Below are 21708 nucleotides of genomic sequence, written 5' to 3' on the forward strand. Positions count from 1 at the left end.
CTCGGTCGGCGTGGACGGAACTACTTGACGTCTTTCCAGTACGAGGCGTTCAGTCGCCACACAAAAACCACCGACATGGCCAGGAACAGCAGCACCCACACGCCGATGCGGATGCGGGTGTTCTGTGCCGGTTCGGCCATCCATTGCAGGTAACTCACCAGGTCGCCGACGGCATTGTCGTACTGCACGGGTGTCAGGGTGCCGGGAGTGACTTGCTCCCAGCCCTTGAACACTTCGGTTTCGTGGCCGTGCTGTTCGACCTTGGTGTAGACCGGGCGGCGTTCGCCTTGCAGCTCCCACAGGGGGTTCGGCATGGCGACGCTGGGGAACGCAAGATTGTTCCAGCCGGTGGCTTTGGTGTCGTCGCGGTAGTAGGTGCGCAGATACGTGTAGAGGTAATCGGCACCCGTGCCGCCGTGGCCGGCGCGCGAACGTGCGACGAGCGTGAGGTCGGGCGGCGTGGTGCCGAACCATTCCTTGGCCTGTCGCGGATCGATGTTCGCCTTCATGGTCTCGCCGACCTTGTCGGTCGTGAACAGAAGGTTGTCCTTGATCTGCTGCTCGGTGATGCCGATGTCCTGCAGGCGGTTGTAGCGCATGAACGCTGCCGAGTGGCAGTTCAGGCAGTAGTTGACGAACAGCTTGGCGCCGTTCTGCAGCGCGGCCATGTCGTTGGTCTTGGTGTTGGCCTTGTCCCAGGCGATGCCTTCGGACTCGGCCGACGCGGCAGCGGAGAAGGTCAGGCCCAGCGCCAGACCCAGGACCGCGAGCCAGCCGGAAATGCTTTTCTTCTTCATCGTGTTTCTCTCAGCTCTCTTGGGCAGCATGTCTCAATGGGCGGCGAAGACCACGCGCTCGGGCACGGTCTTGAACTCGCCCTTGCGGCTCCACCACGGCATCAGCAGGAAGAAGCCGAAGTAGACCAGCGTGCCGATCTGCGAGACGGTCTGCGCAATGTCGAGCGCGAACGACCCGATGACCAGGTTGCCCCAGACGCCCGGCGGCTGGATGCCCAGGTAGCCGAGGATCAGGAAGAAGAAGACGAAGGCGCCGTACACATACTTGTGCCAGCTCGGACGGTAGCGGATCGACCTGACTTCGCTGTGGTCCAGCCACGGCAGGAAGAACAGGATGATGACGGAGCCGCCCATCACGACCACGCCCCAGAACTTGGCGTCGAAGGACTTGAGCAGGAAGATGACCACGGCGGCCACCACGACGAGCGCCACCTTGAAGGCCGTGCCCGACTTGCCCTTGACGAAGTTCAGGATGGCGCCCGCGGCGATGATCAGCGAGAACACGTTGACCATATCGTCGGTGGTTGCGCGCAGCATCGAATAGAACGGCGTGAAGTACCACACCGGCGCGATGTGGTTCGGCGTCTTCAGCGAATCGGCCGGAATGAAGTTGTTGTACTCGAGGAAGTACCCGCCGGCTTCGGGCGCGAAGAAGATCACGGCCGAGAAGATCGTGAGGAACACCACCACGCCGAAGATGTCGTGCACCGTGTAGTACGGGTGCGACGGAATGCCGTCGAGCGGATGGCCGTCAGGGCCGCGCTTGGCCTTGATCTCGATGCCGTCGGGGTTGTTCGAACCCACTTCGTGCAGCGCGATCAAGTGGGCCACCACGAGGCCCAGCAGCACCAGCGGCACGGCGATCACGTGGAAGCTGAAGAAGCGGTTCAGCGTGGCGTCGCTCACCACGTAGTCGCCGCGGATCAGCAGGGCCAGGTCGGGGCCGATGAACGGGATGGCGGCGAACAGGTTCACGATCACCTGGGCGCCCCAGTAGGACATCTGGCCCCAGGGCAGCAGGTAGCCCATGAATGCTTCGGCCATCAGGCACAGGAAGATCGCGCAGCCGAACACCCAGATCAGCTCGCGCGGCTTGCGGTAGCTGCCGTACATGAGGCCGCGGAACATGTGCAGGTACACCACGATGAAGAACGCCGAGGCGCCCGTCGAGTGGATGTAGCGGATGAGCCAGCCCCACGGCACGTCGCGCATGATGTACTCGACCGATGCGAACGCCTGGGCCGCGTCGGGCTTGTAGTGCATCACGAGGAAGATGCCGGTGACGATCTGGATCACCAGCACCAGCATGGCCAGCGAGCCGAAGATGTACCAGAAGTTGAAGTTCTTCGGCGCGTAGTACTTGCCCCACTGGTCGTTCCAGAGCTTGCTGAGCGGGAACCGGTTGTCGACCCAGTTCAGCAGCTTCTCGCCGGTTGGTGCGTTGGGGGAAATCTCGTGGAATTCAGCCATGTTCTTCTTCCGCCTCAGGCCTTCTTGGAGTCTTCACCGATCAGGAGCTTGGTGTCCGACAGGTACATGTGCGGCGGCACCGGCAGGTTGTCGGGCGCGGGCTTGTTCTTGAAGACTCGGCCGGCCAGGTCGAAAGTGGAACCGTGGCAGGGGCAGAGGAAGCCGCCTTCCCAGTCGGCGGGCAGCGAGGGCTGCGGGCCGGCCTGGAAGCGGTCGCTCGGGGAGCAGCCCAGGTGCGTGCAGATGCCGACCACGACCAGCACTTCGGGCTTGATCGAACGGTGCTCGTTCTGTGCGTACTTGGGGGTGAATTCGTCGGGGTGGCGCTTGGAAAGGGGGTCGGCGAGCTGCCCGTCCAGCTTGGGGAGTTCCGCGACCTGCTCGGGGGTGCGCTTGAGGATCCAGACCGGCTTGCCTCGCCACTCGACGGTGATCTTCTCGCCGACCTTGAGGCCCGCGATGTCGACCTCTACCGCTGCGCCGGCGGCTTTTGCCTTCTCCGAAGGCTGGAAAGTGCTCACAAAGGGTATGGCGGTTGCCACGCCACCCACCACGCCGGCACAACTGGACGCGATCAGCCAGGTACGTTTGCCTGTGTCGATCCGGGGCGAGCCGGAGGTCATGTCACTCATGGGGATCCTCTTGTCTTCTTCGCTGGAGCAGGGCCAACCCTTGGCTTGAACAGGGTCAACCGGAGATTGTAGCGGGGCGCTGGGGGAGAATTCAACGGGCGTATTACCCCCTGCCCGCCTGCCGGCGAGCACAGAGGCCCGTTCGAGGTGGTGCGCCGAATGGCGACGAGTGCCGTCGCCGATGCTGTCGTCAGTTCAGCAGCCCGTGCTGCATCGCTTCATGAACCGCCTGGGTTCGGGACTTCACGGACAGCTTGCGATAGATGCTCTTGGCATGAAACTCGATGGTGTTGACCGACAGGTAGACCGCATCGGCGATCTGGCGATTGCTCCAGCCCTGTGCGATCAGCCGCAGCACCTTCAGTTCCCTCGGCGACAGCAAGGCGCGCGGCAGCTTCTCGGCCGCTGGCGCCTCTTCCCGCTGCTCCTGCACGCGGATCGGCTCGATCGTGCGCGCCTTGGCGGACGCGGCGATCGAACCCAGGATGCGCCTTGCAATGCGCGAGTCCATCGGCGCGCCGCCGCGTTCCACCGAACGCAGCAGGTATGCGAGTTCGATGTCGTCCACCTCGGTCAGCAGATAGCCGATGGCGCCCGCGGCAATGGCGGCGCCCACCAGTTCCTGATCGTCGGTGTCCGACATGCCTACGCTTTCGATGCCCGGGTAGTTCTGGCGCACATGGTGCAGCAGCGAGATGCCGTCCTTCGATGGCAGCCGCATGTCGACCAGCGCGAGGTCATAAGGAAGAGCAGCCAGCAGGTTGCAGGCTTCGGCGCGGCTCGACGCCACCACGATGCGGCGGCGCGGCGCGAGCTCGGCCAGGATGCGCCGCATGCGATCGGCGACGGCGAGATCGTCGGCCACGATCAACGCCGCATGGAAGACACCGCCATACATCTGCGCGACCGAAGACAGCGGCCGCACGGACTGGCTACGGACACTCATATTCATTTCCATGACCGCACTCCCCTGGCGACACGGAAAACCGTGTCCATGTATGCATTGGCAAAGCTCGAAAACAGATTGACCACGCGACATCCCTCTGGCTGATTGCTACCCACGGGTAGCTTCGAAATGTTGTCTTTCGTTTCAGATGTCGCAGGAACGATGCCTGCGCGGGACAGCACCGTGCGAACAGGCATGCCACTGCCTGTAGTACTTTGATTTCATTGGAAAAAATGGCGCGGACAGGTCGTCGAACGCGGTCCTGGGAGGGCCTCGAAAAGGCCGTTTTCACGCAGTTGTTACGTGGCGTTTTGAGCGCGCGTTACGTAGCACCGCGCAACACGAAACACGCTCGACTTCGCATGTCGGCGCATTGCCCACGGATTTATGTGATGCCCGCGAAGCCGCATGGGCACTGGCTTTGCGGGCATCGCCACTTTTTTTCGAACACGCATCGCAGCGCTCGCGGGACCGCAGAACTACGGATCCCGGTGATGTTCAGCAAGTACCTCGATTCCTAGCATCGGTTGCACCGGGTAACGCAATGAAACCCGCCCCTGCTTTCACGCGCCAAGCGCAGTGGAAGGCCGGAAGTTGCCATCGATACATCAAGGAAAAAAGGTCCAAATGACTACATCCAAGCGCTCTGCTGTTCGCTCCTCATCCATCATGCGCAAAGCAGGTGTCAGCCGCCTTCTTGCGTCCGTGCTGGTGGGGGCTGGTTATGTGATGACGTTGCCTGTGGCGCATGCTCAGGTCACGATCGGCAACGCATCCGTGGTTGTCGACCCGCCGGGCAACGGCCTCCTCAATATCACCAGCAACAACAGCGGCGTACTGAGCGCCGGAGCCGGCATCACCACGCCTACGCTGAGCGCTGGCAGCATTACTGCTGGCACCGTCTCCGCAGGCAGTGTCAGTGCGGGTAGCGTCACTGCAAGCACCGGTACCATCAGCACGCTGAGTTCCACCAGCATCACCGCCGGTACCGTCAACGCCACCAGCGTCAGCGCTGTCGACCTGACCGCAAGCAACGGCACCATCAACACGCTGAGCTCCGCGAGCATCACCGCTGGAACCGCCAACGCCACCAGCGTCAGCGCTGTCGACCTGACCGCAAGCAACGGCACCATCAACACGTTGAGCTCCGCAAGCATCACCGCTGGTACCGTCAACGCCACCAGCGTCAGCGCTGTCGACCTGACAGCAAGCAACGGCACCATCAACACGCTGAGCTCTGCCAGCATCACCGCTGGTACCGTCAACGCCACCAGCGTCGGCACAGCCGATCTGACCGCGAGCAACGGCACCATCAATACGCTGAGTTCCGCAAGCATCACCGCTGGTACCGTCAACGCCGCCAGCGTTGGCACCGTCGACCTGACTGCCAGCAACGGCACCATCAACACGCTCAGCTCGGCCAGCATCACCGCCGGCACCGTCAACGCCACCAGCGTTGGTACCGTCGACCTGACTGCCAGCAACGGCACCATCAACACGCTCAGTTCCGCCAGCATCACCGCCGGCACCGTCAGCGCCACCAGCGTTGGCACCGTCGACCTGACTGCCAGCAACGGCACCATCAACACGCTCAGCTCGGCCAGCATCACCGCCGGCACCGTCAACGCCACCAGCGTTGGTACCGTCGACCTGACTGCCAGCAACGGCACCATCAACACGCTCAGTTCCGCCAGCATCACCGCCGGCACCGTCAGCGCCACCAGCGTTGGCACCGTTGACCTGACTGCCAGCAACGGCACGATCAACACCCTGAGTTCCACCAGCATCACTGCCGGTACCGTCAACGCAACCAGCGTGGGCACAGTGAACCTCACGGCCAGCAACGGCACCATCAACACGCTCAGCTCCACCAGCATCACTGCCGGTACCGTCAACGCAACCAGCGTCGGCACAGTGAACCTCACGGCCAGCAACGGCACCATCAACACGCTCAGCTCCGCCAGCATCACCGCCGGTACCGTCAACGCGACCAGCGTCGGCACCACCAACCTCACGGCCAGCAACGGCACCATCAACACGCTCAGCTCCGCCAGCATCACCGCCGGCACCGTGCACGCAACCAGCGTGGGCACGGTGAACCTCACGGCCAGCAACGGCACGATCAACACGTTGAACGCCACCAACGTCAGCACGACCAACCTGTCGGCTGCCAGCGCCACCGTCAACGCACTGACCGCCAACTCGATGAGCGCCACGACGGTGAACGCAAGCACGGTGAATGCGGGCACGGTCAACGCCACCAACGGCAACTTCCAGACGATCACCGCGGCCAACGGCAACATCACGGTGCTCAACACGCAGACCGGCAACATCACCACGATCAACGCGGTGACGGGCAACGTCACGACGTTGAACGCGGGCACGGTCAACGTGACGGGCAACGTGACGGCCGGCGGCACGGTCACGGCGGGCAACGGCGTGGTCGCGAACGGCCGCGTGCAGAACGTGGCGCCCGGCATCCTGCCCACGGATGCGGCGAACATGCAACAGCTGAACCAGGTGAGGGCCGAGACGCAGGACGCGCGCAAGACCGGCAGCACCGGTGCCGCGATCGCCTTGGCGGCGGCCTCGGTGCCAGCGCTGGAGGCCGGCAAGCAGTTCGGCGTGGGGGTCGGCGTCGGCTCCTACGACGGTCGCTCGGCCATCGCTGCGGCGGTCAGCTTCCGCCTCGGCGAGTCGTCGCAGATCAAGGTGAACGTCGGCACCGGCCAGAGCGGCAAGATCGGCGGCGGCGTGGGCGCTTCCTGGTCCTGGTAAGCGCGCCTGGCGCGGCAGCGGCATGGCGTCCGCTTCCCCCGCGCCAGCCATGAAGAAAGAAAGCCGGCCCCTATACTGGGGAGCCGGCTTTTTCGCATCTGCATCGAGGTCGGCGCGTCCCGGCTGACCTCCTGACCCGTTCCTTCCACGGCCTCATGAACTCATCTGCACTCGCCCCTTCTCCCACCCTGTCCGCGGAAGATGCCGGCCGCCTCCTGGAGCAGGGCCTGACGCTGCATCGCACAGGCCGTTTCGCTGAAGCCCTCCAGGTCTATGACGACCTGCTCGCCCGCGTGCCGGGACATGCCGACGCGCTGCACCTCACGGGCGAGGCGCTCTACCGCCAGGGCCGCCCCCGGCTGGCACTGAACTACGTGAACCGCGCCATCGCGCAGTCGCAACACCCGTTCTACTTCAACACGCGCGCAACCATCTTCATGCACCTGGGCCTGCTGGCCGAGGCGCAACAGGACCTGAGCCGCGCGATCAAGGCGCTGCCCCACTACCCCGAGGCCTACGTGAACCTGTCGGCGGTCTATCGCCAGCAGAAGAAGTTCCGCCAGGCGCGGGACGCCGCGTCGCAGGCCACGCGGCTCGCACCGCTGGCGCCTGCCGCATGGAACAACGCCGGCGCGATCGACATGGAGCAGAACCGCTTCGACGAGGCGCTCGGGCAGTTCATGCAGGCGCTGAAGCTCGACCCGAAATACACCACCGCGCACAAGAACATCGGCAAGATCCGCGCGCATCAAAAAGACTGGTCGGGCGCGCTGGATTCGCTCGCACAGGCCGCCGCCGACCCGCTGGACTTCGAGGCGTCGTACCTGCTGGCCAGGGCGCTGCTCGACGGCGGCCGCGCCGACGAAGCCATTGCGCCGATGCAGCACGCCATGCGCAACTGGTCCGCCGAAGACCGGCACAAGGTGCTGTCGGACCCCGAGGGCATCGCGGCGCTGTATGGCGTTTGTGGCACGCTGGAAGGCGCGTCGATGCGCTTCGACGAATCGGCCGAGCTCTACAAGCTGGCGCTCGAAAGCCTGCCCGAGAACGAACTGCTGCTGAACAACCTGGGCACGGTGAACTTCCGCCTCGGCGACTACGACAAGGCCATCGAAGTGCTCAGGAAGGCGCTGGAGGCGCACCCGCGCCAGGTGCTCGCACGTTGCAACCTCGGCGTGACATACGTGATGGCCGGCCAGTCGGAGGCGGCGATCGCCGAGTTCGAGCAATGCCTGCGTGACGACCCGGCCTTCATGCCCGCCATGGTATGGATGCTCGGAGAAAAGGCGCACATCGCACACTGGGACGGCGTGCCCGAACTGCGCGCGCGCATTGCCTCGCACCTGGACAACCCGGCCAACGACCAGGCGGTGTCGTCCTTCATCCTGATGTCGAACTACGACGACGCCCGCCGGCTGATGCACTGGACCCGGCGCTCCGCCACGGTGGCCCAGAAGGCCTCGGCCATCAAGCCCTTCGCCGACGCCGGCGCGCGCCGCACGTCGCCGCGCATCCGCGTGGGCTACTACTCCTTCGACTTCCGCAACCACCCGGTGGCGCACCTGACGGCCGAGCTCTACGGGCTGCACGACCGCAAGGATTTCGAGATCTTCGTGTACTCCTACGGCCCCGACGACGGCCACCCGGCGCGCGCGCGCATCGCGGCGTCGGCGGAGCATTTCGTCGACATGCACGGCCAGTCGATCCAGCAGATGGCCGAGCGCATCCGCGAGGACGAGATCGACATCCTGATCGACCTCTCGGGCGACACGCGCGGCGCCAAGCCGCAGGTCATGGCCTACCACACGGCCCCCGCCCAGCTCATGTGGCTCGGCTACATGGGCACCAGCGGCTCGACCAACTACGACTACCTGGTGTCGGACAACTTTCTTTCGCCGCAAGGCACGGAAGACTGCTACACCGAGAAGCTGCTGCGCCTGCCCGAGACCTTCCAGGTGATCGACACGAAGCGGCCCGTCAATCCGCACAAGGCCACGCGCGCGGCCCATGGCCTGCCGGAAGACGCATTCGTGCTGTGCAATTTCTCGCAGTCCTTCAAGATCCAGCCCGAGACCTTCGACGCGTGGGTTCGCATCGTGCAGGGCATCCCGGGCTCGGTGCTCTGGCTCGCGCAGGGGCCGAACGGCTTCGAGCAGAACTTGCGCGCGCACTGGGACAAGGCCGGCCTCGCGGCCGAGCGCCTGATCGTGTCGCCGCGCATGCCGGTCGACCAGCACCTGGCGCGCATCGGCCTGGCCGACCTGTTCATCGACACCTTCCCCTACAGCAGCGGCGCCACCGCGAACGACGTGCTGTGGTCGGGCGTGCCGCTGCTGGCGCTCACGGGCTCGACGATGGTGTCGCGCATGGCAGGCAGCCTGCTGGGCGCCATCGGCCTGCCGGAGCTGGTGGCCACGAACCATGCGGAATACGTGGACAAGGCGGTCCACTACGCCACGCACCCCGACGAACTCGCGGTGCTGCGTGCGCGGCTGGCGGTGGCCAAGGAAGCGCGGCACGGCTATTTCGACACGCCGCGCTTCGTGCGGCACCTCGAGGACGGCTTCAGGCAGATTGCCGCGCGCAACCGTGAAGGGCTGCCTGCCGCGCACGTCGACGTTGCGCCGCGCCCGCTGGAGAAGTGAGCAATCGCGGGCATACTCGGCTCTCCTTCAACAGCAGAGCTCCAGCAGCCTTTTGAATCATGAGCATCCTCAGTGAATTCAAGGAATTTGCCGTCAAGGGCAACGTGATCGACCTCGCGGTCGGCGTGATCATCGGCGGCGCGTTCGGCAAGATCGTCGATTCGCTCGTGGCCGACATCATCATGCCGCTGGTGGGCCTGGTGTTCGGGAAGCTCGACTTCTCCAACCTCTACGTGGTGCTGGGCACCGCGCCGGCCGGCGTGGCGAACACGCTGGCCGACCTGAAGAAAGCCGGCGTTCCCGTGCTGGCCTATGGCAACTTCATCACCATCGCGGTCAACTTCGTGATCCTGGCCTTCATCATCTTCATGATGGTCAAGCAGATCAATCGCCTGAAGCGCAGCGAAGAGCCGGCACCGGCCGCCGCGCCCGCAACCCCTGAAGACGTGATTCTGCTGCGCGAGATCCGCGACAGCCTTAAACGCCCCTGAGGGCTCGGGCCATGCGCAATGCCTCGATGAGGCTGGACGCATCGGCCTGCCCCGTGCCCGCGATGTCGAACGCGGTGCCGTGATCGGGGCTGGTGCGCACCAGCGGCAGCCCGAGCGTCACGTTCACGCCCTTCTCCACGCCCAGGTACTTGACCGGGATCAGGCCCTGGTCGTGGTACATCGCAATCACCACGTCGAATTCGCCGCTGGACGGCACGCCGCCCTTGGCGCGCGCGCGCATGAACACGGTGTCGGGCGCATAGGGCCCGTGGGCGTCGATGCCTTCGGCGCGCGCGGCGTCGATGGCCGGCACGATGACCTCGCGCTCCTCCGAACCGAACAGCCCGCCTTCGCCCGCATGCGGATTGAGGCCCGCCACGCCGATGCGCGGCACGCGGCCCAGCGCATGCGTCAGCGCCCGGTGCGTGATGCGCAGCGTTTCGAGCACGCCCTCGAAGCGGACGGCCTCGATGGCCTGTCGCAGCGACACGTGGATGCTGACGAGCACGGTGCGCAGCTCGTCGTTGGCCAGCATCATGCGCACCGGCACGTCGGCCACGGTGCGGCCCAGGTGCGCGGCGGCCTCGGCCTGCAGCAGCTCGGTATGGCCGGGATACGGAAAGCCGGCGGCGGACAGCGCCTCCTTGTGCAGCGGCGCGGTCACGATGGCGGCAACCTCGCCACGCAACGCCGCCCGCGCGGCCCACACCACGCATTCGCCCGCCACGCGCCCGGCCTCGGCGCTGACCCGGCCGATCTCGATGCCCGAAGGCGGCGCAATCACCTGCAGCACCGGAATGCAGCGCGGCGGCACGGCGGCCGCCTCGGCGACCGAGCCGATCTCGAGCACCGGCCAAGCCGGCTCGCCCGGTGCTGCCAGCGCCTGCGAGGCCTGGCGCATCGTGCCAACGTCGCCCGCGACGAAAGTGCCGCGCGTGGCATCGGGTGCCTCGCGAAACGCCTTGGCAATGATCTCCGGGCCGATGCCCGCGGGGTCGCCCAGGGTGATGGCGATGGGGCCGTTCACTGCGCTCATGCCGGGTTGTCGATGTCGATGAACTCGTGCACCAGCCCGAGTTGCGCGGCCACGTGCCCGGCCACCGCCTGCGCACCGTATCTCTCGGTGGCGTGGTGCCCGCAGGCCAGGAAGGCCACGCCCATCTCGCGCGCGTAGTGGGCCTGCGGCTCGGAGATCTCTCCGGTGATGAAGGCGTCGGCACCGGCCGCGATGGCCGCCTCGAAGTAGCCCTGGGCGCCGCCCGTGCACCAGGCGACGGTCTTGATGGGACGCTGCGCCGTATCGAGCAGCGTGACGGGCCGCTTCAGCACGCCCTCCACATGGGCCGCGAGCGCCTTGGCATCGGCAAAGCCCTCTGCGTTTTCGCGCGTGCCCAGGAAACCCAGCTCCTGTTCGCCGAAGCGCCCGGTGGCGCCGGGATGCGCGACGAGCCCCAATTGCAGGCCGAGCTGCGCGTTGTTGCCCAGCTCCGGGTGCGCATCGAGCGGCAGGTGGTAGGCGAACAGGTTGATGTCGTGGCCGAGCAGCAGACTCAGCCGCTGCTTCATCCAGCCGGTGACGCAGCCGCTCTGGCCGCGCCAGAACAGGCCGTGGTGGACGAAGATGGCGTCGGCTTCGGCGCGGATGGCGGCTTCGATCAGCGCGCGGCTGGCAGTCACGCCCGAGACGATCTTGCGGACCACGGTGCGCCCCTCGACCTGCAGGCCGTTGGGTCCGTAATCCTTGAAGCGCCCGGGGGCGAGCAGCAGGTCGAATGCGTGAAGCAGTTCGTGACGGGTGGTGCTCATCGCGACATTGTCGCGCGCCCCGCGGGCGCCGCGCCGTCGCGCATGGCATGGCCGCGCACGGCAAGCGGCAGGAACGCGAGCAGGAAGCCCAGCGCCGCCAGCACCGCGACGTAGTGCGCCGGCGCCATGGTGTCGTGCTGCAGCCAGAGCGTGAGGATCACCGGCGTGAGCCCGCCGAACACCGCATAGGACATGTTGTAGGCGAACGAAAGGCCGGTGAACCGCACCGGCGCCGGAAATGCACGCACGCCCGCGATCGGCACCGTGGCGATGGTGCCCACGAACAGGCCGACCAGCCCGTAGTGCCAGAACAGCGTGGCCGGCGTGCCGGGCAGGCCCGTGTAGAACAGATAGGCCGTGGCGAACAGGCCGCCCCAGCCGACGAGCATCACCGTGCGGGTGCCGACGCGGTCGCTGGCCCAGCCCGCGAGCATGCAGCCCAGCGTCAGGGTCAGCGTGGCGAGCGCATTGGCTTCGAGCGACAACGCGGCCGGGATGTGGTGCACCTTCTGCAGGTAGGTGGGCGTGTAGAGCACCACCACCACGATGGCGGCCGACAGCACCCAGGTCAGCAGCGCCACGTAGACGCAGGCCAGCCGGTGCTCGCGCAGCACCGTGCGCAGCGGCAGTTCGCGCGCCACGCTGCGGCGGCCGGCCAGTTCCTTGAACACCGGCGTCTCGTGCAGGAAGCGGCGCAGGTATACCGACACCAGCCCGAACACCCCGCCCAGGACAAACGGAATGCGCCAGGCGAAGTCGCTCACCTGGTCGGGCGAGTAGTGGCGGTTGATGGCCACCGCGATCAGCGAGCCCAGCAGGATGCCGCCGGTGATGCCCGAGGTCAGCATGCCGATGCCGAAGCCGTAGCGCCTGGCCGGCACATGCTCGCCCACGAACACCCAGGCGCCCGGCATTTCGCCGCCGATGGCCGCGCCCTGCAGCACGCGCATCAGCAACAGCAGCAGCGGCGCCGCCACGCCGATGCTCGCGTAGGTCGGCAGCAGGCCGATCACCAGCGTGGGCGCCGCCATCAGGAAGATCGACAGCGTGAACATGCGCTTGCGGCCGAAGATGTCGCCGAAATGCGCAATGACGATGCCGCCCACCGGGCGCGCCAGATAGCCGGCCGCGAAGATGCCGAAGGTCTGCAGCTGCCGCAGCCAGTCGGGCATGTCCACCGGGAAGAACAGCGCCCCCAGCACGGTGGCGAAGAAGACGTAGATGACGAAGTCGTAGAACTCCAGCGTGCCGCCGAGGGCGGACAGGGCCAGGGTCTTGTAGTCGCTCGAGTCGAGCGTGCGGGCCGGCGCCGGCTGCGCGCCGTCCGGGAGGGTTGCTTCTGGGGTCATGGCTGACGGAGAAATCGTTGCTGCGCGCACCGGTCCTCAAGACCGGGTGGGAACGGGAGGCGGCGCGCCGACGAAACGCCTGGCCGCATCCGCCGGGTGGGCAGCGCGGGAGGCCTGGAAAACACGGTCCGGATCGGAACCGACGCGGGATGCTAAGGGTTATCCCGGATTCCCGCAGCCCGCTGGCCCCAATCTCGACCGCCCGGCGCGGTTTATGGGCCGTGCCGTTGAGGGACAATCGCAGGCAGTGCCGCGCCTGGAATGGCGCTCTTCGAACGTCTTTCCATCAAGTCTTCATGAAACGTACCTGGCTGCTTTTTGCCCAAGCCGTGACCGTCCTGCTCGCGGCGTACTTCGTCGTCGCGACGCTCAAGCCCGAATGGCTCAACAAGCGCTCGACCTCGCTGGGCGGCGTGGTGTCGGTCGTGCAGGCGCCCACGGGCAGCGCCGCCATCGCAGCGCCCGGCAGCCTGGCCGCGCCGGCCAAGAAGGCGTCGCCGGCGGTGGTGAGCATCAACACCAGCAAGGCGGCCCAGCGCCATCCGCGCAGCAACGATCCGTGGTTCCGCTTCTTCTTCGGCGACCAGGACGACCAGCCCCAGGTGGGCCTGGGCAGCGGCGTGATCGTCAGCACCGACGGCTACATCCTCACCAACAACCACGTGGTCGAAGGCGCCGACGAGATCGAGGTGACGCTCAACGACAGCCGCCACGCGCGCGGCAAGGTGATCGGCACCGACCCCGACACCGACCTGGCCGTGCTGAAGATCGAGCTCGACAAGCTGCCGGTGATCGTGCTGGGCGACTCCGACGCACTGCAGGTGGGCGACCAGGTGCTGGCCATCGGCAACCCCTTCGGCGTGGGCCAGACCGTGACCAGCGGCATCGTCTCGGCGCTGGGCCGCAACCAGCTCGGCATCAACAATTTCGAGAACTTCATCCAGACCGACGCGGCCATCAACCCCGGCAACTCGGGCGGCGCGCTGATCGACGTGAACGGCAACCTGCAGGGCATCAATACGGCGATCTACTCGCGCTCGGGCGGCAGCATGGGCATCGGCTTCGCGATTCCGGTGTCGATGGCCAAGATCGTGCTCGAGGGCATCGTCAAGGAAGGCCAGGTGCGCCGCGGCTGGATCGGCGTGGAGCCGAGCGACCTCTCGCCCGAACTGGCCGAGACCTTCGGCGTGAAGGCCGACTCGGGCGTGATCATTACCGGCGTGCTGCAGAACGGCCCCGCGGCCAAGGCCGGCATCCGCCCGGGCGACGTGATCACTTCGGTGGGCGAAAAGAAGACGGATAACGTGCAGGCGCTGCTGACCGCGGTGGCCGGCCTCAAGCCGGGCAGTACCTCGCGCTTCGCGCTGCAGCGCGGCAGCGACAAGATGGAACTGGACGTGACGCCGGGCCTGCGGCCGAAGAGCCCGGTGCGGCAAGTGCCAAATGAATAGGCTCGCCCCCAGGCTGCGCGGCACTTCGTGTCCGCTTCGCCTCCCCCCTACCGGGGGCAACACCTGAGGCCCGGCTGAGCCGGTTCCTCGGTGTTCCGGGCTTTGGGATCGCCTGCGGCGATCCCATTCAGGGAATCAGCTGGATGACGCGGAGTCGGCGCTTTCTTCGTCTTCCTGCTTCTTGCCGCTGCTGGCGAAATACTTGGCGCCGATGATGCCGACTTCGTACAGCAGGCACATGGGCACCGCCAGGGCCAGCTGCGACACCACGTCGGGCGGCGTAAGCACCGCGGCCACCACGAAGGCCACCACGATGAAGTAGCCGCGGAAGGACTTAAGCTTCTCGATGGTGACCATCTCGAAGCGCACCAGCAGCATCACGACGATCGGCACCTGGAAGGCGACGCCGAACGCGATGTAGAGCGAAAGAATAGCCTCCACGTAGGAGGAAATGTCGGGAGTGGCCTGCACCGCCGCGGGCGCGAAGCGCTGGATGAAGCTGAACATCTTGTCCAGCACGAAGAGCTGCACGAAGGCGATGCCGGCGTAGGCCAGCAGGCTGCCGAAGAAGATCAGCGGCAGCGCGAACTTCTTTTCGTGGCTGTAGAGGCCCGGCGCCACGAACATCCACGCCTGGTACATGAGCCAGGGCAGCGCCAGCAGCACGGCCGCCATCATCAGCACCTTGAGCGGTACGAAGAACGGCGAGAACACGCCGATGGCGATGAGCTTCGCGTCGTGCGGCATGTGGGCCTTGATCGGCATGGCGATCAGGTCGATCAGCCCGCCGGGACCCGGCCAGATGGCCAGCAGGATGCCGGCGACCACGAGCCCGTAGACACAGTAGAGCAGGCGGTCGCGAAGCTCGACCAGATGCGCCACGAACGGCTGCTCGGTGCCCGCCAGCTCGTCTTCTTTGTCTATGTTCTTGTTGTCGGAATCGGCCATTGGAAAAGAAGATAGCGTGACGTCGGCCGGCGTGCGGCGCGCTCAGAACGCGGTGTTGTGGATGCGCTAGTTGATCTTGTTGATCGTGTGCGGACGGAAGCGCGCAACGCGCGCCGCGCCCGACAGCGCCTTGGTGCGCACGCCGTTGCGCGCCTTGTACCACTGCGGCATGGCACCCTGCTTCAGGCGCCAGTTCTTGCGCGGGTGCTTGTACTCCGGCGGCGGTGGCGGCTCGGGTTCGGCCAGCGCCGAGAGGGTTTCGCCCGATCCGGAGAACTGCTTTTCGAAGTCGCTCGCACCGGTGTGGATGCTGTGCTCGACGTCGCGCGCCGCATCCTCCACGGTGGTCTTCATCTTGCGCAGTTCGTCGAGCTCCATCGAGCGGTTGACTTCGGCCTTGACGTCGTTGACGTAGCGCTGCGCCTTGCCGAGCAAGGTGCCGACGGTGCGGGCCACGCGCGGCAGCTTCTCCGGGCCGATGACGATCAGCGCCACGACGCCGATCAGCGCCAGCTTCTCAATGCCGAGGTCGAGCACGTGCGGACCGTGCTCAGGACTTCTGGCGCGCTTCGACGTCGATCGTCGACTTGTCGCCGTTGGCCGGCTGGCCGGTCACTTGCTGGGCCGGGGCCGACGGGGCGGCGGCATCGGACGAGCTGCCGTCCTTCATGCCGTCCTTGAAGCCCTTGACGGCGCCACCAAGGTCGGAACCCATGTTCCGCAGCTTCTTGGTGCCGAAGATCATGACCACGACGAGCAGCACGATCAGCCAGTGCCAGATGGAAAAAGAACCCATGGAAGACTCCTAAGAATGTGTCCGATTTTAGTCGGGCGTAATGTGACAGTTTGGCTTAATGCCGCTCAGCCGCGAAGCCATGGCCGGGGACCGCCCATGACATGGACATGGAGATGGTGAACTTCCTGCCCACCCTCGGCGCCCGTGTTGACCACGACCCGGAAGCCGCCTTCCGGATAGGGCTTGCAGCCCTGCTCCAGCGCCAGCCTGGGTGCCAGGGTCATGATCTTGCCCATGAGGGCAGCGTCGTCGGGCGTCAGCTGGGCCATGGAGGCGATGTGCTTCTTGGGCACCAGCATGAAGTGCACCGGCGCCCAGGGCGCGATGTCGTGGAAGCCGAACAGGTCTTCGTCTTCGTAGACCTTGCGCGAGGGAATCTTGCCCTCGATGATTTTGCAGAAGATGCAGTTGGGATCGTGTGACATGTTCAGACAGCCATGGGCTTGCGTTCGCTCCAGTTCAGCCAGCCCTTGACCAGCCGATAGATCATCCACACGGCGGTGGCGAAGAGGATGGGGAAACCGACCAGGATCCAGATGGTGATGAACCCCAGGATGGACCAGCACAGCCCCCACCAGAAGGTGCGGATCTGCCAGGTGAAATGGCTCTGGTAGAGCGTTCCCGCGGCGTCCTCGCGCTTGATGTAGTTCAGCACGATGCCCACGATGCCCGTCAGGCCGCCGGTGAACCACGACAGCGCATACAGCACGTAGACCGCCAGCGTGATCTGGCGCAGGCTCTCGAGCTGCTCGGGCGTCTTGCCCGAGGAGAAGTCGTCGATGGTCGTGATGTCGTTCATTCGGAGACCCCGCCTTTTTCTTCGATGCTGCGCTGCTGCACCTTGCGCAGGGCTTTTTCCTCGATGCCGCTGGTTCCCTCGCGGCGCTCCAGCTCCGCGACCACGTCGGCCGGCGAAAAACCGTAGTGCGCCAGCGCCACCATGGTGTGGAACCAAAGGTCGGCCACTTCGTTCACTATTTTCGAGCGATCGCCGCCATGGTCGGCGTCCTTGGCGGCCATCACGACCTCGGTGGCTTCCTCGCCGATCTTCTTGAGGAAGGCGTCGGGGCCCTTGTGCAGCAGGCGCGCGACGTAGCTTTTCTCGGGGTCGCCGCCGCGGGCGGGAAGGCGCGTCTCGATGACGGCGGCCAGCCGGGCCAGGGCGTCGGAGGTGTTGTCGTTGTTTACGGTGGCCGTCATTTGTAGATCGACTCCGGGTCTTTCAATACGGGTTCGACCACGGTCCAGTTGCCGTTTTCGTACTTGCTGAAGAAGCAGCTGTGGCGGCCGGTGTGGCAGGCGATGCCGGGCTCGTGGCCGAGCTGCGTGACCTTGAGCAGCACCACGTCGTTGTCGCAGTCGAGACGGATCTCGTGCACGGTCTGCACATGGCCCGATTCCTCGCCCTTGAACCACAGCTTGTTGCGCGAACGGCTGAAATACACCGCGCGGCCCAGTTCGGCGGTCTTTTCGAGCGCTTCGCGGTTCATCCACGCGAACATCAGGACGTCGTTGCTGCCCTGTTCCTGCGCGATGACCGGCACCAGGCCGTTCGCGTCCCACTTCACTTCATCGAGCCAATTCATGGAGATATTGTCGGGGATAGAAAAAGACCCTCAAAAGCTCAGCTGCGCACGGGGATTCCGCGCTCCGCCATGCGGGCCTTGGCCTGTCCGACCGTGAATTCGCCGTAGTGGAAGATGCTGGCGGCCAGCACCGCGTCGGCGCCGCCGTTCTGGATGCCGTCGGCCAGGTCGTCCAGGCTGCCCACGCCGCCCGAGGCGATCACCGGCACGCCGACCGCGTCGCTCACCGCACGGGTCAGCGCCAGGTCGAAGCCGCTCTTGGTGCCGTCGCGGTCCATGCTGGTCAGCAGGATCTCGCCGGCGCCCCGGCGGACCATCTCGGCGGCCCACTCGACGGCGTCGAGGCCGGTGTTCTTGCGCCCGCCGTGGCTGTAGACGTCCCAGCCGGCGCCGCGCGTGGCGGCTTCTTCCGGCGTGCGTCGCTTGGCATCGATGGCCACCACGATGCATTGCGAGCCGTATTTCTGCGAGGCGGCGTCGATCACGTTCGGGTCGGCGATGGCGGCCGAATTGAAGCTGGTCTTGTCGGCGCCGGCGTTGAGCAGCCGGCGCACGTCGGCCACGGTGCGAACGCCGCCGCCCACGGTCAGGGGAATGAAGACCTGCGAAGCCACGGCCTCGATGATCGGCAGGATCAGGTCGCGGCCGTCGCTGGTGGCGGTGATGTCCAGGAAGGTCAGCTCGTCGGCGCCCTGCGCGTTGTAGCGCGCCGCGATCTCGACCGGATCGCCGGCGTCGCGCAGTTCGAGGAAGTTGACGCCCTTGACGACTCGGCCGCCGGTGACGTCGAGGCAGGGAATGATGCGTTTGGCAAGCATGGGGTGAACCGGAAAAGAATCAGGAAACGCAAAGCTGTTGCCAGCCCTGCCATTGGGCGCCGGGTGCCAGCAGCACCGGCTCGTCGATGCGGGCAGCCTCGACGCAGAGCATGTGGCGAAAGCCGTCTTCGGGCATGTCGGCGAGTTTCGCACCCAGCACGGCACCGGGGTTCCAGACCACGGTTTCGGTGCAACTGGCGCTTTGAGAGATTTCGAGCGTGCCGGCGGGCTGCACCAGCCGCAGCGGCTTGGGCGGCGCGGCATACACGCTGTCGAATTCGGCGTCGAAATGCAACGCCGGCGCGGTTTCCACATGGCGGTCGTCGCGCAGCGAATCCCAACGGTTGGCCCCCTGCAGCCCTTCGAGGCGCACCTGGGCGATGTCGTCGACCCGCAGGTAGGTGTGCAGCGCCGCGGCGAAGGTCCAGGGCGCATGGTCGGTGTTGAGCAGCGTGAGCGCCAGGCGCAGCTTGCCGGCGGCCAGGGTGGCTTCGAGCCGTGCCTCGAAAGCGTGCGGCCAGAGCTTGCGGGTGGCTTCGCTGTCGCGCAATGTCAGCCTGAGAGTGTCAGGTGTGTCGGTGGCCTGGGTTTCCCAAGGCAGGTTGCGCATGAAACCATGCTTGGGCAGCATGCCGCGCTGGTTGAATTGCGGGCAACATATCGGCACGCCGCCGCGGATGGCCGCCTGCCCGTCGAATATGGCGCGCGGGCTCAGGTAAAGCCTTTCCACCCCGTCGGCCGTGATCCAGGAGAGCACTTGCGCGCCGTGCAGCGCCACGGTGAGGCTGCTGCCGTCGGCGCCACGGGCGCATACGGCGGGCTGGCCGCGAAACTCGATCGAGCTGATTTCCATGCAAGGAATTGTAGGCAGCACCAGCCGCAAGGCCGCCGCATGGAATTGGGCCCCTGGAGCCATTGCGTGCCATGGGGCTTCTTCGATACCCTGTGGCCGAAGAAATACTCATACACGACAAAAGGGGATACGCATGAAAAAGAAGCTGCCGATGGCTGCCTGGATCCTGATCGCCATGGTGCTCGGTATCCTCGTGGGCTACATGATCTTCACGAGCTTTCCGGACAAGAAGGCCGCGAAGGAAATTGCCGACTACGTCTCCATCGTCTCGGACGTGTTCCTGCGCCTCATCAAGATGCTGATCGGGCCGCTGGTGTTTTCCACGCTGGTGGTGGGCATCGCGCACATGGGCGACGCCAAGTCGGTCGGCCGCGTCTTCGGCAAGGCCATCGGATGGTTCCTGACCGCGTCGCTGGTCTCGCTGGTGATCGGCCTGGTCATGGCCAACCTGCTCAAGCCTGGCGAGAACCTGGGCCTGCCGCTGCCCGACATCGGCGCCTCGGCCAACCTCGCGACCTCCAAGTTCACGCTGAAGGACTTCGTGAGCCACACGGTGCCCAAGTCCTTCGTCGAGGCCATGGCCAACAACGAGATCCTGCAGATCGTGGTGTTCTCGATGTTCTTCGGCGTGGCGCTCGCCTCGCTGGGCGACAAGGCAAAGACGCTGGTGGCGGCCATCGAGGAGCTGTCGCACGCCATGCTCAAGATCACCGGCTACGTCATGAAGCTCGCGCCGCTCGCGGTGCTGGCCGCCATGGCCGCCACGGTGGCGGTGAACGGGCTGGGCATCCTGCTGAAGTTCGCGGTGTTCATGGGCGACTTCTACCTGGGCCTGTTCGTGCTGTGGGGCGTGCTGACGCTGGCGGGCTTCCTGTTCCTGGGCCCTCGGGTGTTCAAGCTGCTGGTGCTCATCAAGGAAGCCTTCCTGCTGTCCTTTGCCACCGCGAGCTCCGAGGCGGCCTATCCGAAGATCCTGCAGGCGCTCGACCGCTTCGGCGTCAAGCGCAAGATCTCCAGCTTCGTGATGCCGATGGGCTATTCGTTCAACCTCGACGGCTCGATGATGTACTGCACCTTCGCCGTGCTGTTCATCGCCCAGGCCTACGACATCCACATGCCGATCAGCACGCAGGTCACGATGCTGCTGATCCTGATGCTCACCTCCAAGGGCATGGCGGGCGTGCCGCGCGCCTCGCTGGTGGTGATTGCCGCCACCCTGAACCATTTCGACATTCCAGAGGCCGGCCTGCTGCTGATCCTGGGCGTGGACACCTTCCTCGACATGGGCCGCTCCGCCACCAATGCGGTGGGCAATTCCATCGCCACGGCCGTGGTCGCCAAGTGGGAAGGCGAACTGCTCTCCGAGAGCGACGCCGAGATCAACGCCAAGGCGCTCGACGAGGAAGCCAGCGCCACCCTCGCCCACCCGACGCACGCATGAGCCGTTACGCCATGAAACGCATCGGCATGCTGTTCGCGGCCGTGGCGCTGGCCGCGGCGGCTGTTGCCGCCCAGGCGCAGGAACTCACCGGCACGCTGGCCAAGGTGCGCGCCAGCGGCACCATCGCCATCGGCTACCGCGAGTCGTCGGTGCCGTTCTCGTTCCTCAACACGCGCAAGGAACCCATCGGCTATTCGATCGAGCTGTGCCGCTCGCTGGTGAGCGCCATCGAGGACGCGGTGGACAAGAGCCTCGCCATCAAGTGGGTGCCCGTCACCTCGGACTCGCGCATCGACGCGGTCGTGAACGGCCAGGTCGACCTGGAGTGCGGCTCGACCACCAACAACCTCGAACGCCAGAAGCGCGTGAGCTTCTCGCCGACGATGTTCGTCTCCGGCACCAAGGTGCTGGTGCGCAAGGGCTCGCCGATCAAGTCGTTCCGCGACCTCGCCGGCAAGAAGGTGGCGGTGACGGCCGGCACCACCAACGAGAAGACGCTGCGCGACCTGTCGGCCAAGTTCAAGCTCGGCATCGACCTGCTGGTGGCGCGCGACCACGCGGAGTCGTTCGGGCTCGTGAAGAGCGGGCAGGCCGATGCCTTCGCGACCGACGACGTGCTGCTCTACGGCCTGATCGCGCAGGACGCCGCCAGGGCCAGCTACGAGGTGGTCGGCGACTTCCTCTCCTACGACCCCTACGGGATCATGTACCGCAAGGACGATCCGCAGCTGAACAAGGTCGTCGTCGACGCCTTCCAGGTGCTGGCGGAAGACGGCGAGATCGAGCGGCAGTACAAGCGCTGGTTCCTGCGCAAGCTGCCGACCGGGGAAAGCATCGACCTGCCGATGAGCGCGCAGCTGCAGACGATCATCCAGACGATGTCGGTGAAGGCCGAATAAGC

Annotated in this window: 22 protein-coding genes; 6 read left to right on the forward strand and 16 right to left on the reverse strand. The window is 65.8% G+C overall.

The features are described 5' to 3' along the window. Positions 1-20 precede the first annotated feature (20 nt). The 4 genes from C4F17_RS13105 to C4F17_RS13120 all read right to left on the reverse strand — a co-directional run bounded on the left by C4F17_RS13105 (position 21) and on the right by C4F17_RS13120 (position 3845). The gene (locus C4F17_RS13105; protein WP_106935526.1) at positions 21-797 is read right to left on the reverse strand and encodes a cytochrome c1; all 777 of its coding nucleotides are present in this window, start codon (positions 795-797) and stop codon (positions 21-23) included. A gap of 33 nt (positions 798-830) precedes the next feature. Further along, the gene (locus C4F17_RS13110) at positions 831-2267 is read right to left on the reverse strand and encodes a cytochrome b (protein WP_106935527.1); all 1437 of its coding nucleotides are present in this window, start codon (positions 2265-2267) and stop codon (positions 831-833) included. Positions 2268-2281: 14 nt separating this feature from the next. Next, on the reverse strand, positions 2282-2899 hold the full coding sequence (gene petA, locus C4F17_RS13115) for a ubiquinol-cytochrome c reductase iron-sulfur subunit (RefSeq protein ID WP_081266423.1): 618 nt from the start codon (positions 2897-2899) through the stop codon (positions 2282-2284). 190 nt (positions 2900-3089) lie between these two features. Further along, on the reverse strand, positions 3090-3845 hold the full coding sequence (locus tag C4F17_RS13120) for a response regulator transcription factor (protein WP_234382803.1): 756 nt from the start codon (positions 3843-3845) through the stop codon (positions 3090-3092). 669 nt (positions 3846-4514) lie between these two features. Between C4F17_RS13120 and C4F17_RS13125 the strand changes: the two genes are divergently transcribed. From C4F17_RS13125 to mscL, 3 genes are all read left to right on the forward strand, one after another. After that, positions 4515-6623 (forward strand): beta strand repeat-containing protein, encoded by a 2109-nt coding sequence (locus C4F17_RS13125; protein WP_234382805.1) that lies wholly within the window; start codon positions 4515-4517, stop codon positions 6621-6623. 155 nt (positions 6624-6778) lie between these two features. Next, on the forward strand, positions 6779-9268 hold the full coding sequence (locus C4F17_RS13130; RefSeq protein WP_106935530.1) for a tetratricopeptide repeat protein: 2490 nt from the start codon (positions 6779-6781) through the stop codon (positions 9266-9268). A 59-nt stretch (positions 9269-9327) separates the two neighbouring features. After that, positions 9328-9759, forward strand: coding sequence for a large conductance mechanosensitive channel protein MscL (mscL, locus tag C4F17_RS13135; protein WP_081266427.1), 432 nt, complete (start codon positions 9328-9330; stop codon positions 9757-9759). Here the strand turns inward: mscL and pdxA are convergent. From pdxA to C4F17_RS13150, 3 genes are read right to left on the reverse strand one after another with little or no spacing between them, the layout of a single operon-like run. Beyond that, positions 9746-10786: a 4-hydroxythreonine-4-phosphate dehydrogenase PdxA gene (pdxA, locus tag C4F17_RS13140; RefSeq protein ID WP_106937540.1), complete on the reverse strand. Its 1041-nt coding sequence runs from the start codon at positions 10784-10786 to the stop codon at positions 9746-9748. The genes mscL and pdxA overlap by 14 nt on opposite strands. 5 nt (positions 10787-10791) lie before the next feature. Further along, positions 10792-11565 (reverse strand): Nif3-like dinuclear metal center hexameric protein, encoded by a 774-nt coding sequence (locus tag C4F17_RS13145; RefSeq protein WP_081266428.1) that lies wholly within the window; start codon positions 11563-11565, stop codon positions 10792-10794. Further along, positions 11562-12914 carry an MFS transporter gene (locus C4F17_RS13150; RefSeq protein WP_106935531.1) on the reverse strand — a complete coding sequence of 451 codons (1353 nt, stop codon included), beginning with the start codon at positions 12912-12914 and terminating at the stop codon, positions 11562-11564. The genes C4F17_RS13145 and C4F17_RS13150 overlap by 4 nt, the downstream gene beginning before the upstream one ends. A 296-nt stretch (positions 12915-13210) precedes the next feature. Here C4F17_RS13150 and C4F17_RS13155 point away from each other — a divergent pair, with 296 nt between their 5' ends. Further along, a complete protein-coding gene (locus C4F17_RS13155) occupies positions 13211-14365 on the forward strand; it encodes a S1C family serine protease (protein WP_081266430.1) in 1155 nt (384 codons plus the stop codon). 135 nt (positions 14366-14500) lie between these two features. Here C4F17_RS13155 and tatC read toward each other — a convergent pair whose 3' ends face one another. The 9 genes from tatC to C4F17_RS13200 form a co-directional block, all read right to left on the reverse strand. Then, complete coding sequence (tatC, locus tag C4F17_RS13160) at positions 14501-15313, reverse strand: twin-arginine translocase subunit TatC (RefSeq protein ID WP_081266431.1); 813 nt, start codon at positions 15311-15313, stop codon at positions 14501-14503. Positions 15314-15379: 66 nt separating this feature from the next. After that, complete coding sequence (tatB, locus tag C4F17_RS13165) at positions 15380-15850, reverse strand: Sec-independent protein translocase protein TatB (protein WP_106935532.1); 471 nt, start codon at positions 15848-15850, stop codon at positions 15380-15382. A 13-nt stretch (positions 15851-15863) separates the two neighbouring features. Next, positions 15864-16109 (reverse strand): Sec-independent protein translocase subunit TatA, encoded by a 246-nt coding sequence (gene tatA / locus C4F17_RS13170; protein WP_106935533.1) that lies wholly within the window; start codon positions 16107-16109, stop codon positions 15864-15866. Positions 16110-16174: 65 nt separating this feature from the next. Continuing rightward, positions 16175-16534 (reverse strand): histidine triad nucleotide-binding protein, encoded by a 360-nt coding sequence (locus tag C4F17_RS13175; RefSeq protein ID WP_081266434.1) that lies wholly within the window; start codon positions 16532-16534, stop codon positions 16175-16177. A 2-nt stretch (positions 16535-16536) separates the two neighbouring features. Next, positions 16537-16908 (reverse strand): DUF4870 family protein, encoded by a 372-nt coding sequence (locus C4F17_RS13180; protein WP_081266435.1) that lies wholly within the window; start codon positions 16906-16908, stop codon positions 16537-16539. Then, positions 16905-17309 (reverse strand): phosphoribosyl-ATP diphosphatase, encoded by a 405-nt coding sequence (locus C4F17_RS13185; protein WP_106935534.1) that lies wholly within the window; start codon positions 17307-17309, stop codon positions 16905-16907. Before C4F17_RS13185 ends, C4F17_RS13180 begins: the two co-directional genes overlap by 4 nt. Next, positions 17306-17695 (reverse strand): phosphoribosyl-AMP cyclohydrolase, encoded by a 390-nt coding sequence (hisI, locus tag C4F17_RS13190; RefSeq protein ID WP_081266437.1) that lies wholly within the window; start codon positions 17693-17695, stop codon positions 17306-17308. The genes C4F17_RS13185 and hisI overlap by 4 nt, the downstream gene beginning before the upstream one ends. 38 nt (positions 17696-17733) lie before the next feature. Beyond that, positions 17734-18513, reverse strand: coding sequence for an imidazole glycerol phosphate synthase subunit HisF (gene hisF / locus C4F17_RS13195; RefSeq protein WP_081266438.1), 780 nt, complete (start codon positions 18511-18513; stop codon positions 17734-17736). Between the two features lie 19 nt (positions 18514-18532). Further along, positions 18533-19366, reverse strand: coding sequence for a D-hexose-6-phosphate mutarotase (locus C4F17_RS13200; protein ID WP_106935535.1), 834 nt, complete (start codon positions 19364-19366; stop codon positions 18533-18535). 133 nt (positions 19367-19499) lie between these two features. Here C4F17_RS13200 and C4F17_RS13205 point away from each other — a divergent pair, with 133 nt between their 5' ends. Together C4F17_RS13205 and C4F17_RS13210 are read left to right on the forward strand one after the other, a co-directional pair. Next, entirely contained in the window at positions 19500-20807 is a 1308-nt protein-coding gene (locus C4F17_RS13205; RefSeq protein WP_106935536.1) for a dicarboxylate/amino acid:cation symporter, read from the forward strand. A gap of 26 nt (positions 20808-20833) precedes the next feature. After that, entirely contained in the window at positions 20834-21706 is an 873-nt protein-coding gene (locus C4F17_RS13210; RefSeq protein ID WP_234382898.1) for an amino acid ABC transporter substrate-binding protein, read from the forward strand. Positions 21707-21708 lie beyond the last annotated feature (2 nt).

This window comes from Variovorax sp. PMC12, from assembly GCF_003019815.1.
In the GTDB taxonomy this organism is placed as follows: domain Bacteria; phylum Pseudomonadota; class Gammaproteobacteria; order Burkholderiales; family Burkholderiaceae_C; genus Variovorax.